Genomic DNA, 15,333 nt, shown 5'->3' with positions numbered 1-15,333 from the left:
CGTTCATATAACGACATCAGGAGACACGCCATGCGGGACATCAGGAAGACAAAGACAGCCAGGAGCGGCGCGATCGTACGCGTCGCGGTTTCGCTACTCGCGCTGGCGGGTATCGTGTCGGCCGGCGTCGCGCGTGCCGACAACGAATACAAGGGCTATACGCTGCGCGTCAAACTGATCGGCGGCGTGCAGTACGAAGCGCTGTATACGCGCATTCCGCTGTGGGAAAAACAGACCGGCGCGAAGGTCGAGATTGTGTCGCGCAAGAGCCACTTCGAACTCGACCGCGAGTTGAAACAGGACATCGCGTCGAATCACATCGACTACTGCGTGTCCTCGAACCATACGAACTTCGCCGCGCAGTATCCGATCTTCCGCGACCTGAAGGGGTTGTTCCCAGCCGACTATCTGGCGCAGTTTGCACCGAACCTGTTGAAGCAGTCGGAAGTGAAGGGACATCTGGTGCAGATTCCACGTTCGACCGATGTCGAGGCGCTGTACTACAACAAGGTCGCATTCGACGATCCGGCTAACCAGGCCGCGTATCGCAAGCAGTTCGGCAAGGCGCTCGCACCACCTACCAATTACGCCGAATTCACCCAGCAGGCGAAGTTCTTCACGAAGGCGCCGAACTTCTACGGCACGCAGTTTCCGGGCAAAGACGAAGCGCTGACGGGCACGTTCTATTCGCTGCTGGTGGCAAACGGCGGCCAGCTTCTCGACGCGAAGATGCACCCGGTCTTCAACTCGCCGATCGGTGTGAAGACGCTCGACTGGTTCGTCAATCTGTACAAGGATGGTGCCGTGCCGAAGGGCGCGCCGAGCTATGTATGGGACGACCTCGGCAACAATTTCGCGGCTGGCAAGGTCGCGCTCGATATGGACTGGCCGGGCTTCGCGTCGTTCTACAACGACCCGAAGACATCGAAGCTCGCGGGCCAGGTCGGTGTGGTGCGCGCACCGCTTGGGGCGGGTAATCGGCGGCCGGGCTGGTCGGGTTCGCACAGCTTCTCGATTACGAAAACCTGCGACCGGCCTGAAGTCGCGGCGAGCTTCATTCAATTCCTGACGAGCCACGATTCGCAGATGGTCGAAGCACGCCTCGGCACGATTCCGTCGCGGCTCGATGCGCAACGCGACGCCGCGAAAGAGTTCGACGCGAAACACGATGCGTTCATGGCTAACGCGATTGCCGTGTTCAGCACCGCCGCGAAGGAGGATTCGTTCACGCCGCCGCGTATTGCGCAATGGAACGAGATCTCGAACGCGTTGTGGCCTGAATTGCAGAAGGCGATCATCGGCGACAAGACTTCGACGCAGGCGCTCAACGATGCCGCAAAGCGTGTGTCGGACATCATGCAGGACGCAGCCGATAATGACTGAGCGCGACTGATGATGAACGTCGAACCTCGCAGCGGCGAAGACTTGCCGACTCACTCGCAACGCGTATCGGGCGCCACCGGTGGCCTGCGTGCATTCGGCGGCCGTCTGTCGCTGCCGGCCAGACTGCTGTTGCCGGCGTTCGTATCGGTGGCGATCGTGGTCGTACTGCCGCTGCTGTTCTCGCTGTACACGAGCTTCACGTCGTACCGGCTCACCGATCCGGACACGTTGTGGCATGTAATCGGTCTGCGCAATTATCTAAGGGCGTTTTCGAATGCCGATTTCTGGGCGGCATTCGGGCGCACCGTGCTGTTTCTAACGGTCGCGCTCAACCTCGAACTGCTGTTCGGCCTCGGCATCGCGCTGCTGCTGAACCGCGTCACGACCGGGCAGCGCGCACTGCGCACGGTGATGATGTTCCCGATGATGTTTTCGCCGGTGCTGGTCGGTTTTCAGTTCAAGTTCATGCTCAACGACAGCACCGGCGTGATCAACAGCTTGTTGCAATCGGTGTTCGGAGTGAAGAACGCGATTCCGTTTCTCGTCGATGAGCACACTGCGTTGGCATCGCTGATTGCAGCCGAAGTGTGGAACTCGACGCCGGTGTTCGCGGTGATTCTGCTTGCCGGTCTGATGGCGCTGCCGAAAGATCCGATCGAGGCATCGAAAGTAGACGGCTGCTCGCCGTGGCAGACGTTTCGCTACGTGACGCTGCCGTACCTGATGCCGTTTATCTACATCGCGATGACGATCCGCTCGCTCGACGTCGGCCGCGCGTACGACATCGTACGGATCATGACCAACGGCGGTCCAGGCGGTCGTACCGAACTGCTGTGGACGATGGTCGGACGCATTGCCTACGACGATTCGCACATGGGCTATGCCAACGCGATCGCCTACGTGTCAGTGCTGGTATCGATTCTCTTCACGCTGTACTTCTTCCGCAAACTGAACGCCGCGCGCCGGCATATGGGGCCGGCCTGACATCATGAGCGATCTCTCTTTGCGCGCCATGCCGCCGGATGAACCGGTGCCGCGCCAGTGGCTGAAAACCTTCGGGCTGTGGTTCGGTGTGTTCCTCGTGATGGCGATCATCTGTCTGCCGGGGTTATGGGTCGTGTTGAACGCGTTCCGCTCGAACGTCGCGATCCTGTCGAACCAGTCACCGTTCGCGGCCAGCAGCTACACGCTCGACAATTTCCGCAGCATGTTCGGTTTCGGGCAGATGGCTTCGCTGCCGGTGCGGCAGTACTTCGTCAACTCCGTGATCATTTCGTGCGTGAGCACGGCGGCCGCGCTGGTCGTCGGCGTGCTGGGCGGCTATGCGTTCGCGCGCTTCGAATTTCGCCGCAAGAACGTGTTCTTCGTGCTGCTGATGCTGACGCGTGCGATTCCCGGCATCGCGCTGTCGCTGCCGGTTTTCATGCTGTGGGCGTGGACCGGTCTGCTCGACACGCGCATCGGCGTGATCATCGTGTATCTCGCGATGAATGTCCCGTTCACCGTGTGGCTGATCGATGGATTCTTTCGCGAAGTGCCGATCGAGCTGTCGCAGGCGGCGCAGATCGACGGCTGCAACCGCTGGCAGGCGTTCTGGCGCATCGAGTTGCCGCTCGCGCGCTCGGGCATCGCATCGGCCGGTATCTTTGCGTTTCTGACGAGCTGGAACGAATTCGCACTCGCGACGCAACTGTGCCGCAGCCCCGATACCAAGACGTTGCCGGTCGGCCTGATGGACTTCACCGCGCAGTTTTCGGTCGACTGGGCCGGTATGTGTGCGATGGCGGTTGTCATCATCGTGCCGGCCGTCATCCTGACATTCATCGTGCAAAAGCATCTGATCGCCGGGCTAACGCTCGGCGGTGTGAAGGGCTAGGCGCAGCGCAAAAGAAGAGGGCACTCATGACGACAATCGATGCGGTCGAGATCCGCCAGATCAACCTGCAGCCGAAAGTAAAACGCACCGACGCGATCCAGTCGTTCGTCGTGCAGGAAACCGTGTTGGTGACCCTGCGTTGTAGCGACGGCAGTACCGGCACTGGCTATACCTACACGATCGGCACGGGCGGTTCGTCGATCGTTGCGCTGTTGCGCGACCATCTGGCGCCCCAACTGATTGGGCGTCGTCCCGCCGAATACGAGGCGATCTGGCGCGACCTGTTCTTCCACACGCACGCAACGGCCGTGGGTGCGATCACGAGTCTTGCACTCGCCGCGATCGACACCGCACTGTGGGATCGCAATACGCGTGTCGCGGGATTGCCGCTGTGGGTCGCGGCGGGCGGCGCAAAGCAACGTATTCGCACCTACACGACGGAGGGCGGCTGGTTGCATCTGTCGGAGCGCGAACTCGTCGAGCAGACCTTACAGGCGCAGGCCGACGGCTTTCGCGGTGCGAAGCTGAAGGTGGGGCGCCCGCATCTGTCCGAGGATGTACGCAGGCTCGAAGCGGTGCGTGCAGCGGTTGGCGACGGCTTCGAACTGATGACCGATGCGAACCAGGGCTTCACATTTGCCGAAGCGCTGCGTCGCGCGCGCGCGTTCGAACCGCTGCGTCTCGCGTGGCTCGAAGAACCGATGCCGGCAGAGAACCTCGACGCGCACCGGCGTCTGTGTCTGTCCACGTCGGTGCCGGTGGCGATCGGCGAATCGCTGTATCACGCGGGGCAATTCGGCGAGTATCTGAAGGCCGACGCCTGTGCGATCGTGCAGGCCGATGTCGCGCGTGTCGGCGGCATTACGCCGTGGCTGAAGGTTGCGCACGTCGCGGAAGCATTGAACGTCGATATCTGCCCGCATTTCCTGATGGAACTGCACGTGAGCCTGTGCGCCGCCGTACCCAATGCGACGTGGGTCGAGTACATTCCGCAGCTCGATACACTGACGGGCCGGCGTGTGCAGATCGAGGACGGTTTTGCCGTTGCTCCGCAGGAACCGGGGCTCGGCATCGACTGGGACTGGGATGCGATAAGCGCGACACAGCACGTGCATCTGTTCGTCGACCACCAGGCCGCTGCATGACCTGACGCGAACGGAGAACACCATGTTGCGCCATTGCCTGACGCTGGATCTGCGCGACGATCCTGTTTCGATCGCCGAGTACGATCGTTACCATTGCGCAGTGTGGCCCGAGGTGCTCGAACATCTGCGGCAATCGGGCATTCACGACATGACGATCTGGCGACGCGGCAACCGCCTGACGATGCTGATCGAAACGTCTCCGTCGTTCGATCTCGCACAGCTCGTCGTGACCGCGAGCAGCCATCCGCGCGTGAAGGAGTGGGAGCAGTTGATGGCGACATTCCAGCGGCCGCTCGCGGATGCAAAGGGTGCGGGCCTCTGGCAACCGATGAACGAAATATTCAATCTGCACGCTCAAATCGTAGGCGAAAGCGACGAATAAACGCCTCGCCTGAAATACTCGCGAACGTCATCAACGAATTCGCATAGCGTGCGTCTTCAAGCCGCCGACCTGTCACGTACGCTGTCTACCTTGATAGGTTTCGCCCTCCATCAAGTCTTGCTATCGTCGATCCGCCCAGAAGCTTGACTCCGAATGCGTCACGCATGAGGCGTCTTGCATCGGCAATGATCGGGCGTCCTTACGCTTCGCCCTGACAGCCTTCAGGGAAAGTCTGAACGGTTACCTCTACCGGCCTGCTGCTCAATCGATCAGCGGATCCGGCAGCGTGTCAGCGTCCCTGAATGCGTCACGCTGGTGTCGCATGCCAGTTAGATCGACTCACATGTCGCATAACCCATTCAAACTTTGAACGAGACGAAAAAAACGATGAGCGACTTAATCCAGGAAGAATCCGATCCGTCCCGCCGCGCGTTCCTGTCGAACATGGCCAAACTTGCGGCCGCTGGCGTAGTCGCCGGCTGGACGCCGATCTATCAGATTGCCGCGAATGCGCAATCCGCTCCGGCAACACCGCCGAATTTTCCGGCGAACATTCCGCTTTCCCAACAGGCATTCCAGAACTGGAGCGGCGAGATCGTCGTGTCGAACGTGTGGACAGCCGCGCCCACGTCGGCCGCCGACGTCGTCACGATCGTCAACTGGGCGAGTGCGAACGGATACCGTGTCCGGCCGCGCGGCCACATGCACAACTGGTCGCCGCTGACGATCGACCCCACCAGCACGGGCGCGCAAATCGTGTTGCTCGATACGACGGCATCGCTGACAGCCGTTACCGTCGATACGACGACAACCCCGGCACGTGTCACCGCGCAAACCGGTGTGTCGCTCGAATCGTTGCTCGCCACGCTCGAGCAATACAACCTCGGCGTCACGGCTGCACCCGCACCCGGCGACATCACATTGGGCGGCGCACTCGCAATCGATGCGCATGGCACCGCCGTGCCCGCGACAGGCGAATCCCAACTACCGGGTAACACCTACGGTTCGCTTAGCAACCTGGTGCAGTCGTTGACCGCGGTGGTCTACGATGCCGGCCAGAAACAGTACGTGTTGCGTACCTTCCAGCGCACCGACCCGGATATCGGCGCTTTCCTCACACACGTCGGTCGCGCGTTCATTGTCGAAGCCACGCTCGAAGTCGGCCCGAACCAGCGCTTGCGCTGCCAGAGCTTCACCAACATCCCGTCGACCGAACTGTTTGCGACCGCGGGTTCCACAGGCCGTACAGTCGAATCGTTCCTCAATCAGACGGGCCGGATGGAAGCGATCTGGTTTCCGTTTACGACTAACCCCTGGCTCAAGGTCTGGACGGTGGCACCGACCCAGCCATCCTCGTCGCGCGCGGTGACGAGTCCGTACAACTATCCGTTCTCGGACTCGATTCCGCAGTCGTTGTCGGATCTGGTCTCGAAGATCGTGATCGGCGGCGAGCAATACCTGACGCCGTTGTTCGGACAAACGCAACTGGGGATCACGACGGCCGGTCTCGCGCTTACTGGAAGTGGCGACATCTGGGGCTGGTCGCGCACGGTGCTCGAATACATTCGCCCGACGACGCTGCGTGTCACGGCCAACGGCTATACGGTGCTCACGAGTCGCTCCAATGTGCAGCGCGCGATCAACGAGTTCGTGCAGTTCTATCAGAACCGCATCAGTGCGTATCAGGCGCTCAACGAATATCCGATGAACGGGCCGGTCGAAATCCGCGTGACGGGACTCGATCAACCGGCGGATGCGGGCGCCGGTGCCGTAGTCCCGACGATTTCCGCGCTCAAGCCGCGTCCCGATCATCCGGAATGGGACACCGCTGTCTGGTTCGATATCCTGACGCTGCCGGGCACGCCGCTCGCGGACCAGTTCTATCGCGAGATCGAGCAATGGATGCTGTCGAACTACACCGGTTCATACGCAACGGTGCGCCCGGAATGGTCGAAGGGTTGGGCCTACACGAACAGCGCCGCGTGGCAGGACAGCACGATGCTCGGTACGACGATTCCGAACCTGTATCGCGACGGTCAGCCGGCTACGAGCAACTGGGATACCGCGCACAACACGCTCAACCAGTACGATCCGCAGCGGATCTTTGCGTCGCCGCTGCTGGACCAGTTGCTGCCGTAACCGGCAGTACGTTTGCCTCGTTCATCGGCAAAGCGTAAGCGAACTATCAGTGTCAATCGACGGGTATGTGACGATTCCAGTGACTGGCCGTAGCCCGCTGTTGTCGCATACCCCGTCGATATGGTCTGCGCATCCGCTCGCCCGCGTCATGTCGCGCGGCCGCTGCATCTCGAACCCGGCAACAATGCTGTGGGCGAGGCAGCCGTCCATGCGTCACGCTATGTGGAGGCGCTTGCTAGTGACGTGCGGTCTTTGGGCGAACCGCTGCCTGAAGACATCTCAGCAGAAGCAGTCAATCGGCGGGGAATGCCCGTACTGTGGTGACCTTCACGCGCTCCGCACGGCGAGCGCGATCGGCCGCAAGAGCGGCCTGACCGGTCCGCGTGAAGCGCACGAGTGCCAGCGAGATCAACGCGGCGGCGATCACATAGAACGCGGGCACGAAGCGGCTGCCGGTCTGCTGCGTGAGCAGCGTTACCGTGAGCGGCGCCATACCGCCGAACAGCGTAACGGCAAGGTTGTACGAGAGCGCCACGCCGGTCGTGCGTGCATGCGCCGGAAACAGTGTGGCGAGCATGCCCGGATGCCCCGCCGCGATCGCTACCTGAAACAGCGCCGCGACGATCTGCGCGGTCAAAAGTCTGCCGGCCGACGGCGCCGATACGATGAACCAGAACAACGGCAGCGTGCAGATGGCCCACGTAATCACGACCGGGTAAAACAGACGATAAGCACCGATGCGGTCCACCAGTTTCCCCGCAAACGGAAACAGCACGAAATTCAGGCTGCTCGCGACGAACGTGCCGAACAACGCCCACTTCATCGGCAGATGCAACTGGCGCTCGACGTACACCGGCATATACGCGTTCCACAGATAGCTCGACGCCGTGCCGATCACCATCACGCCGATCGCACACAACGCGGCGTCACCCTGTTTGTCGATGAAGTTGCGCGCGGCGCTGAGTCCCACTGTCTTTTCACGCGGCAGTTTGCGCAGCGCGTCGAACTCGGGCGATTCGCTGACCCGGTGGCGAATATAGAAGCCGAGTGGCCCGACGAGCGTGCCGATCAGGAACGGGACGCGCCAGCCCCAACTGGTCAGTGCAGCGGTACTGAGGTGGTCGGTCAGCAGATAGCTGAGACCCGCCGACAGCAGCGTCGCGAGCGCCTGAGCCGACATGTTGAAGCTGCCGTAGAACATCTTCTTGCCGGGCGGCGCGCTCTCCACCACGATGACCGCCGACATGCTGAACTGACCGCCTATCGCGAGGCCCTGTATCAACCGCGCGAGCAGAACCAGCAGCGGCGCGGCGATGCCGATCGTCGCGTAGCCCGGCGCGAGTCCGAGCAATAGCGTGCCGGTGGCCATCATCAGCATCAGCAGCGAGAACGCGCGGGCGCGGCCGGCACGATCCGCGTAAATGCCGAGCAGCACGCCGCCGAACGGCCTCACCACGAAGCCAAGCGCAAACGTCGCGAGCGCCAGCGATAACGACGCAACGCTGTTGCCGCCGGGGAAAAACACCTGACCGATGACTTTCGCAAAGTAAGCGTAGGCCATGAAGTCGAACCACTCGAAGCCGTTACCGAGCACCGATGTGACGATCGCACGACGCATCTCGCGAGGCGTGAGCGATCGCGCCGGCGAAGACGGGGAGGGTGCGTCCGCAACGGAATCGGGATTCATCGGTTGTCTCCTCTTGCGCCTCTTGCGGGCGATATGTTGTTGCTATCGCACCGTTCGTGCGCGGCGCGCACGCAACGTTTTCGCGAAGAATTCCTGCACGGTTTCGACGGCCTGCATCCCGTTGTGCGCAACGTTGGGCAACTCGTCGAACTGCACATTGACGCCTGCGGCTTCGAACGTTTTCTGCAGCGTTTTGAGCCGCTCAGGACGCGTTGCGCCCGCATCGTTCGCACCCGGCATGTAGCTGCCGACGCCTTCCTGAAACGTGATCTCCCACGTTTCCAGATCCGCCTTGCCGACCACCATCTGCACCGGCACACGACGCAACGCATCGAGATCGAAGCGCTTGCCGAAGCGCTGCTCGAAGCCACGCAGTCCGACCCACCAGTCGCGCCCTGCGTCGAGCAGCGTGACGGAGCCCGGTGCGCCGATCGACGCCGCCCACAGGCGCTCCGGATGCAGATAGGCAAAACGATTGACGAACTGTCCGCCGCCGGAATAACCGAACAGCGCAAAACTATCGAAGGTCTTGCCGTAGCGGCTGCCAACCTCGTCGATCATGTCGAGCAGCACGCGGTCGTAATGAATGTCGCCTTCTATCAAATGTTTGTAGCCGCTGCGATTGCCGTCGCCGAGCACGCCGACCGGAAACAGCGGGCACAGCACCACGCAGTTGTTCCAGCGGCCGAATTCCGCGAACGCGTCGCGATAGCCGATGAACTGACGACCGGTGCCGTGCATTGCGACGACGAGTTCGACGTCGTTCGACGGGTCCTGCAGGGCGGGCGGCACGTAGAGCGTGTACGCGAAGCGCGGGTCGTTGCGGCTGGCGAACACGGTGGTCGAGCCGTAGTCGTATAGCGCTTGGGCGCGGGCGTTGGCGTCGCCGGTGGTTTCGTGTGCGGGATTGGACATGATGGTCAGGGAGTAGTGAACGTCGTGCAGCTATTGTGGATTCACCCATTCAAAAACACTAATTGATTTATCTTTACCAAAGATAAAATAACTCTTTAGCTTTGAGAGGTCGGCGCCAGCCGTTTTCCAATGAGCACGATCCGTTTTCTGCGTACTTTCCTCGCCGTCGAAAAGCACGGCTCGCTGGCCGCGGCCGCCGACCGCGTCGCATTGACCCAGGCCGCCGTCGGGCAGCAGATGCGCGCACTCGAAGACGAACTGCGACGCCCGCTGTTCGACCGCTCGCGCCGCGTCGTCACGCTGACGCCAGCCGGTCGCGCGCTGATACCGCACGCGCGCAGGATCGTCGCGGCTTACGAGGCGATGCTGGCCGACGCCGATGCCACGGAGGAAATCGCCGGCACGATCACGGTCGGCGCGATCGTTTCGGCAATGGGCTTTCTGACTGAAAGTCTGGTGGCGCTGAAGGCGCGCCATCCGGCGCTCGAGGTCAAGCTCGTGCTCGGCTACTCGGGCGCGCTCGCGGAGCAGGCGGAGGCGGGCGAACTCGATGCGGTGCTCGTCGTCGAGCCGCAGCGCGACATCCCGGTGCGCGTGCAATGGACGCCGCTCTACGAAGAACCGCTGATGCTGCTCGCCAGCACGCGGATCGCGTCGGCACACGCGGATGTCGGGGCGCTGCTGAAAAGCCGGCCGTTTTTGCGCTTCGACCGGGCCTCGGATACCGGGGCGAAAGTCGAGCAGACGTTGCGCAGGATGCGCGTGAAGCCGAACGAAGTGCTGGAGGTCAATTCGGTGGCGGCGATCATCGATCTCGTGCGGCAGAACGTCGGCATCTCGATCGTGCCGCTGCTCAAGCACGTCGCGTGGGCACGCGACCGGTCGGTGGTGGCGTTGCCGCTGCCGTTCCGTCCGGCCGCGCGGGTGATCGGCATGCTCGAAAGCGGGCGCCATCCGGGCATCACGGCGGCCGTGCGGCAGCAGCTATTGCAGGCGATCGGCTAGGCTGGGCACGGGTTTCGGCGAATCATAGCTTTTTGCAATTGATTGAATGAAATCAATCAATTTTTACAAATTAAGCGCCACCTTCATACTGCGTCCATGTTCTAACCCCTTCCGATAAAGGACCCAGTAATGCCGATCATCAACAGCCAGATCAAGCCCTTCAAGGCAACCGCTTATCACCACGGCGAATTCGTGCCGGTCACCGAAGAAAGCCTGAAAGGCAAGTGGTCGGTCGTCGTGTTCTATCCGGCCGACTTCACGTTCGTGTGCCCGACCGAACTCGGCGACCTGGCTGACCGTTACGCCGAATTCCAGAAACTCGGCGTCGAAATCTACGGCGTATCGACCGATACGCATTTCACGCACAAGGCATGGCACGACACGTCGGACACGATCGGCAAGATCCGTTATCCGATGATCGGCGACCCGACGCTGACGCTGTCGCGCAACTTCGACGTGCTGATCGAAGAAGAAGGCATGGCACTGCGTGGCACGTTCGTGATCAACCCGCACGGCGAGATCAAGCTGTGCGAGATCCACGACAACGGCATCGGCCGCGACGCGAGCGAACTGCTGCGCAAGGTGCAGGCCGCACAATACATCGCCGCGCATCCGGGCGAAGTGTGCCCCGCGAAGTGGACCCCGGGCGCTGAAACGCTGACGCCTTCGCTCGATCTGATCGGCAAGATCTAAGCGCTTCAGGTCTTCATGCGGCGCGTCGTTTATCGGCGCGCCTGCAAGCGGCCCGTCGGCCTCGCTGCCGTCGGTTCGCCGCTGAGTCACACGCTTTCTCTACTGCATTGCGCGGCGCTGACGCCGTGCAGCCTTTCATCGTCACGGAATCGAAATCGCCATGCTGGATGCCAATCTCAAGACTCAGTTAAAGACGTACCTGGAAAAGCTCACCCGGCCGATCGAACTGGTTGCGTCGGTCGACGACAGTGCGAAATCGCAGGAACTGCTCGCGCTGTTGAACGACGTCGCGTCGCTGTCGGCACGCGTGACGGTCATCGAACGTCGCGGCGATGAACAACGCAAGCCGTCGTTCTCGATCGGCGAGCCGGGCAAGGACACGGGTATTCGCTTTGCCGGCATTCCGCTCGGCCATGAATTCACGTCGCTCGTGCTGGCGCTGCTGCAGGTGGGCGGCCATCCGGTCAAGCTCGACGATGCGGTGATCGAGCAGATTCGCGAGCTCGATGGCGACTATCGTTTCGAAACCTATATTTCGCTGTCGTGCCAGAACTGCCCGGAAGTCGTGCAGGCGCTGAACGTGATGGCGTTGATCAACCCGCGCATCCAGCAGGTCACGATCGATGGCGCGCTGTTTCAGGACGAGGTCGAGACGCGCCAGATCATGGCCGTACCGACCGTCTACATGAACGGCGAAGTATTCGGCCAGGGCCGCAGCGGCGTGAAGGAAATTCTCGCGAAGCTCGATAGCGGCGCTGGCGCGCGCGCAGCCAAAGCGTTGCAGAACAAGCCGGTGTTCGACACGTTGATCGTCGGCGGTGGTCCGGCTGGTGCGGCGGCCGCGATCTATTCCGCACGCAAGGGCATTGCGACTGGAGTGGTGGCCGAACGCTTTGGCGGCCAGGTGCTCGATACGCTCGCCATCGAAAACTTCGTGTCGGTGCAGGAAACCGAAGGACCGAAGTTTGCGACCGCGCTCGAACAGCACGTGAAAAGCTACGAAGTCGACATCATGGATGTGCAGCGTGCCGAAGCGCTGATTCCGGGCCGCATTCACGAGGTGCATCTTGCCAGCGGCGCAGTGCTGCGCGCAAAGACGATCGTGCTCGCGACCGGCGCGCGCTGGCGCGAAATCGGTGTGCCGGGCGAGCGCGAGTATCGCAATCATGGCGTCGCGTATTGCCCGCATTGCGACGGTCCGTTGTTCAAGGGCAAGCGCGTGGCGGTGATCGGCGGGGGTAACTCGGGTGTCGAGGCGGCCATCGATCTGGCCGGTATCGTGAGCCATGTGACGCTGTTCGAATACAACGCGCAACTGCGTGCCGACGAGGTGCTGCAACGCAAGCTGCGCAGCCTCGCAAACGTGACGATCGTCACGCAGGCGCAAACCGTCGAGATTACCGGCGACGGCCGCAAGGTCAACGGTATCGTCTATCGGGAACGCGTATCGGGCGAGACGAAACACGTCGAACTCGAAGGCGTGTTCGTGCAGATCGGTCTCGTGCCGAATACCGAATGGCTGAAAGGCACCGTCGATCTGTCTAAGCACGGCGAGATCGTGGTCGATGCGAAGGGCGCAACGTCGGTGCCCGGCGTATTCGCCGCCGGCGATGTAACGACGGTGCCGTTCAAGCAGATCGTGATCGCCGTGGGGGAAGGGGCGAAAGCCGCGCTCGGCGCATTCGATCATCTGATTCGCAGCTCGGTCGAAGAAGAAAGCCCGCGCGACGAGGCACTGGTCGAAGCCTGATTGATTGCAGCAGCTAGTTCCCTGAATCGCCCGCGTCCCTTGCAAGAGAGGCGCGAGCGATTTATTTTTTTCTTCCCGTGTTGTTGCACGTCGAATCCGGCTCAGAAGAAATCGCTCTTCTGCTGGGCATAAAAGCGTTAAACCGCTGAGGCAAAACGACTTTCAAATCTCCGCTATTTTTGCCATCGATCCCTACCACCGAGATGTGACAAACGATTACAAACCCTGTGATATCGTCACGCTCAATTCGTAAGGGCCGGTAAGGCACCACCTGTTGTTCACCAAGCGATCTCCCGCAAGGCGAGACGGATTGTCAGTTCGTCACGGCACTCCGGTCGCGGCCAGTAAAAGCAGATTAGCTAGACATACTTAATACACAGAGACACCGCTCGCGCGGAGGCTCCCGCACGTCCATGCGGCTGAGCCTGGGCAAGCACGCTGGATAAACACGGCACTCTCACAAGGAGGAAAAGAAGCAATGCAAGGCACCCACGATTCCCACTATCTCCCGCTATCTGCGACGTCGACGTCGCGCCATACCCGGCCCCGTCAGCCGCTTGGACGCGTCACGCAGATCGGTCTCGGCGTCAGTGCGTTGACACTCGCGCTTGCACTGTCCGGCTGCGGCGGCGATGTCAACACCGCAGCCGATCAGCCGACCGTCGATAACACCGCCTATTCCGCCAAGGCCGGCGACGGATTGAATGCCGCGCAGGCCAATGAACAGGTCGCCGTCGCACATCATCAATGGACCGGTGGCAGCGGCAAGAACATCGCCTACACGACGACCACGGGTCACCTGACGGCAACCAGTCCCTCGGGCCAACCTGAAGCGTCGATGTCATATGTGGCCTACACAGCGCCTAGCCAGGACGGCTCGAACCGCCCGGTGACGTTCTTCTATAACGGCGGCCCTGGATCGGCATCGATCTGGCTGCGCCTCGGTTCGTTTGCACCGACCCGGGTCGCGACGCCCGATCCCTACATGGGCAACTGGCCGAACTATCCGGAAGTGCCGAACAAGGAAAGCCTGATCGCGACCACCGACATGGTGTTTATCGATCCGCCCGGCACCGGTCTGTCCGAAGCGATCCTGCCGAACACCAACAAGACATTCTGGGGCGCGGACCCGGATGTCAACGTGATGCGCGACTTCATCAAGCGCTATATCGCGGCGAATCATCGTGCCGGTTCGCCGACCTACCTGTACGGGGAATCGTATGGCGGTCCGCGTACCGCGATGCTGTCGCTCGCGCTCGAAACGGCCGGCGTGCATCTGACCGGTGTCGTATTGCAATCGCCGATTCTGAATTACTTCTCGGGCATGCCGAACCTCGCGCAGACCTTCGGCGACAACACTTCGGCACTCAAATACAGCACTGATTCGATGGCCGGTCTGTTCCCGTCGTTTGCACAGGTCGCGGCGTTCTTTGGCCAGGTCAGCCCGGCGCCGTCGAGCCCGCTTGCTTACGCGCCGGAACTGAGCAGCTTCGTCACGACCCAGTACGACACGCTCGCGAAGTACGGGCAAACGTTCGAATTCGCGGGCTCGCCGCTCGTGCCGAATCCGGTTTTCCCCGATTCGCCCACCTACGCGCAGTGGAGCAGTCTGACCGGCATGTCGGTATCCGCGCTGAATGCGTATTTCGGCAACGCGTTCTATGGCACGTCGCTGGTGCCGGGTTCGACGATCGGCCGGTATGACGGACGCGTGTCGCTGCCGAATTCGGACCCGCGACTCGCAAGCGATTCCGATCCGTCCGACATCCTGATCTCGACACCGTTCACGAACGTGCTCGCGACGCAGATGCCGAACGTGCTCAAGTACAAGGCGCCGAATGCGACGTATGTCCCGTTGAACAACGACGTCATCAACGCGTGGGACTTCTCGCACGGCGGACAGGTGTTGCCCGATACGGTGCCGGACCTGCTTGCCGCGATCAAGCTGAACCCCGCGCTGAAGGTGCTGACGCTGCACGGCTGGCATGACCTGGCTACGCCGTACGTCAACACCGAACATGAGCTGGCTCGCCTGAAGACGGTGGCGAATCTGCAGGCCGACGTCCAGATCAAGGAGTACACGGGCGGCCACATGATTTACCTCGACGACGGTTCGCGTCAGCAATTGATGCCTGACCTCGTGCAGTACTACCAGAGCGGTGCGGTGAAGGGTGCGACGACGCTGGCCGGGTTGGGTAACGCATGGCCCGACGCGACGCCTGCGAATACGCCGGCTGCCACGAATGTGGCGACTGTATCGAGCGCGGTGAAAGCCGCTGCAAACTAAATCATGGCGAATACACAGCATACGCAGCGACGTTTTGCGCTGCGTGCCTGCGGAGCTGCGTAGCTGTGCAT

The 15,333-nt window shown here is 61.6% G+C and carries 12 protein-coding genes; 10 read left to right on the top strand and 2 right to left on the bottom strand.

All coding sequences use genetic code 11. The features are described from left to right. Positions 1 to 30 precede the first annotated feature (30 nt). From M0D65_RS31475 to M0D65_RS31450, 6 genes are all read left to right on the top strand, one after another. Positions 31 to 1,383, top strand: coding sequence for a sugar ABC transporter substrate-binding protein (locus M0D65_RS31475; protein WP_266255958.1), 1,353 nt, complete (start codon positions 31 to 33; stop codon positions 1,381 to 1,383). Positions 1,384 to 1,392: 9 nt separating this feature from the next. Next, positions 1,393 to 2,367 (top strand): carbohydrate ABC transporter permease, encoded by a 975-nt coding sequence (locus M0D65_RS31470; RefSeq protein ID WP_266255957.1) that lies wholly within the window; start codon positions 1,393 to 1,395, stop codon positions 2,365 to 2,367. A 4-nt stretch (positions 2,368 to 2,371) separates the two neighbouring features. Then, positions 2,372 to 3,259, top strand: a complete 888-nt coding sequence (locus tag M0D65_RS31465; RefSeq protein ID WP_266255956.1) for a carbohydrate ABC transporter permease — start codon at positions 2,372 to 2,374, stop codon at positions 3,257 to 3,259. Positions 3,260 to 3,285: 26 nt separating this feature from the next. After that, the gene (locus M0D65_RS31460) at positions 3,286 to 4,404 is read left to right on the top strand and encodes a mandelate racemase/muconate lactonizing enzyme family protein (protein ID WP_266255955.1); all 1,119 of its coding nucleotides are present in this window, start codon (positions 3,286 to 3,288) and stop codon (positions 4,402 to 4,404) included. Between the two features lie 22 nt (positions 4,405 to 4,426). Further along, positions 4,427 to 4,786 (top strand): L-rhamnose mutarotase, encoded by a 360-nt coding sequence (locus M0D65_RS31455; RefSeq protein WP_266255954.1) that lies wholly within the window; start codon positions 4,427 to 4,429, stop codon positions 4,784 to 4,786. Positions 4,787 to 5,173: 387 nt separating this feature from the next. After that, positions 5,174 to 6,925, top strand: a complete 1,752-nt coding sequence (locus tag M0D65_RS31450; protein ID WP_266255953.1) for a cholesterol oxidase substrate-binding domain-containing protein — start codon at positions 5,174 to 5,176, stop codon at positions 6,923 to 6,925. Between the two features lie 292 nt (positions 6,926 to 7,217). On the opposite strand, the gene M0D65_RS31445 is transcribed toward M0D65_RS31450, so the two are convergent. Both M0D65_RS31445 and M0D65_RS31440 read right to left on the bottom strand, forming a co-directional pair. Then, positions 7,218 to 8,612 (bottom strand): MFS transporter, encoded by a 1,395-nt coding sequence (locus M0D65_RS31445; RefSeq protein ID WP_266255952.1) that lies wholly within the window; start codon positions 8,610 to 8,612, stop codon positions 7,218 to 7,220. A 42-nt stretch (positions 8,613 to 8,654) separates the two neighbouring features. After that, on the bottom strand, positions 8,655 to 9,527 hold the full coding sequence (locus M0D65_RS31440) for an alpha/beta hydrolase (protein WP_266255951.1): 873 nt from the start codon (positions 9,525 to 9,527) through the stop codon (positions 8,655 to 8,657). Positions 9,528 to 9,656: 129 nt separating this feature from the next. Here M0D65_RS31440 and M0D65_RS31435 point away from each other — a divergent pair, with 129 nt between their 5' ends. The 4 genes from M0D65_RS31435 (at position 9,657) to M0D65_RS31420 (ending at position 15,262) form a co-directional block, all read left to right on the top strand. Further along, on the top strand, positions 9,657 to 10,532 hold the full coding sequence (locus M0D65_RS31435) for a LysR substrate-binding domain-containing protein (RefSeq protein ID WP_266255950.1): 876 nt from the start codon (positions 9,657 to 9,659) through the stop codon (positions 10,530 to 10,532). Positions 10,533 to 10,661: 129 nt separating this feature from the next. After that, positions 10,662 to 11,225, top strand: coding sequence for an alkyl hydroperoxide reductase subunit C (ahpC, locus tag M0D65_RS31430; protein ID WP_091006251.1), 564 nt, complete (start codon positions 10,662 to 10,664; stop codon positions 11,223 to 11,225). 160 nt (positions 11,226 to 11,385) lie between these two features. Next, complete coding sequence (gene ahpF / locus M0D65_RS31425) at positions 11,386 to 12,975, top strand: alkyl hydroperoxide reductase subunit F (protein ID WP_266255949.1); 1,590 nt, start codon at positions 11,386 to 11,388, stop codon at positions 12,973 to 12,975. 478 nt (positions 12,976 to 13,453) lie between these two features. Further along, positions 13,454 to 15,262 (top strand): peptidase S10, encoded by a 1,809-nt coding sequence (locus M0D65_RS31420; RefSeq protein WP_266255948.1) that lies wholly within the window; start codon positions 13,454 to 13,456, stop codon positions 15,260 to 15,262. The last annotated feature ends 71 nt before the right edge of the window (positions 15,263 to 15,333 follow it).

The organism is Paraburkholderia sp. CHISQ3, from assembly GCF_030464945.1.
Classification (GTDB): Bacteria; Pseudomonadota; Gammaproteobacteria; order Burkholderiales; family Burkholderiaceae; genus Paraburkholderia; species Paraburkholderia megapolitana.
The sequence above is the reverse complement of the archived record's forward strand: the minus strand, read 5'-3'. Positions and strand labels throughout refer to the sequence as shown.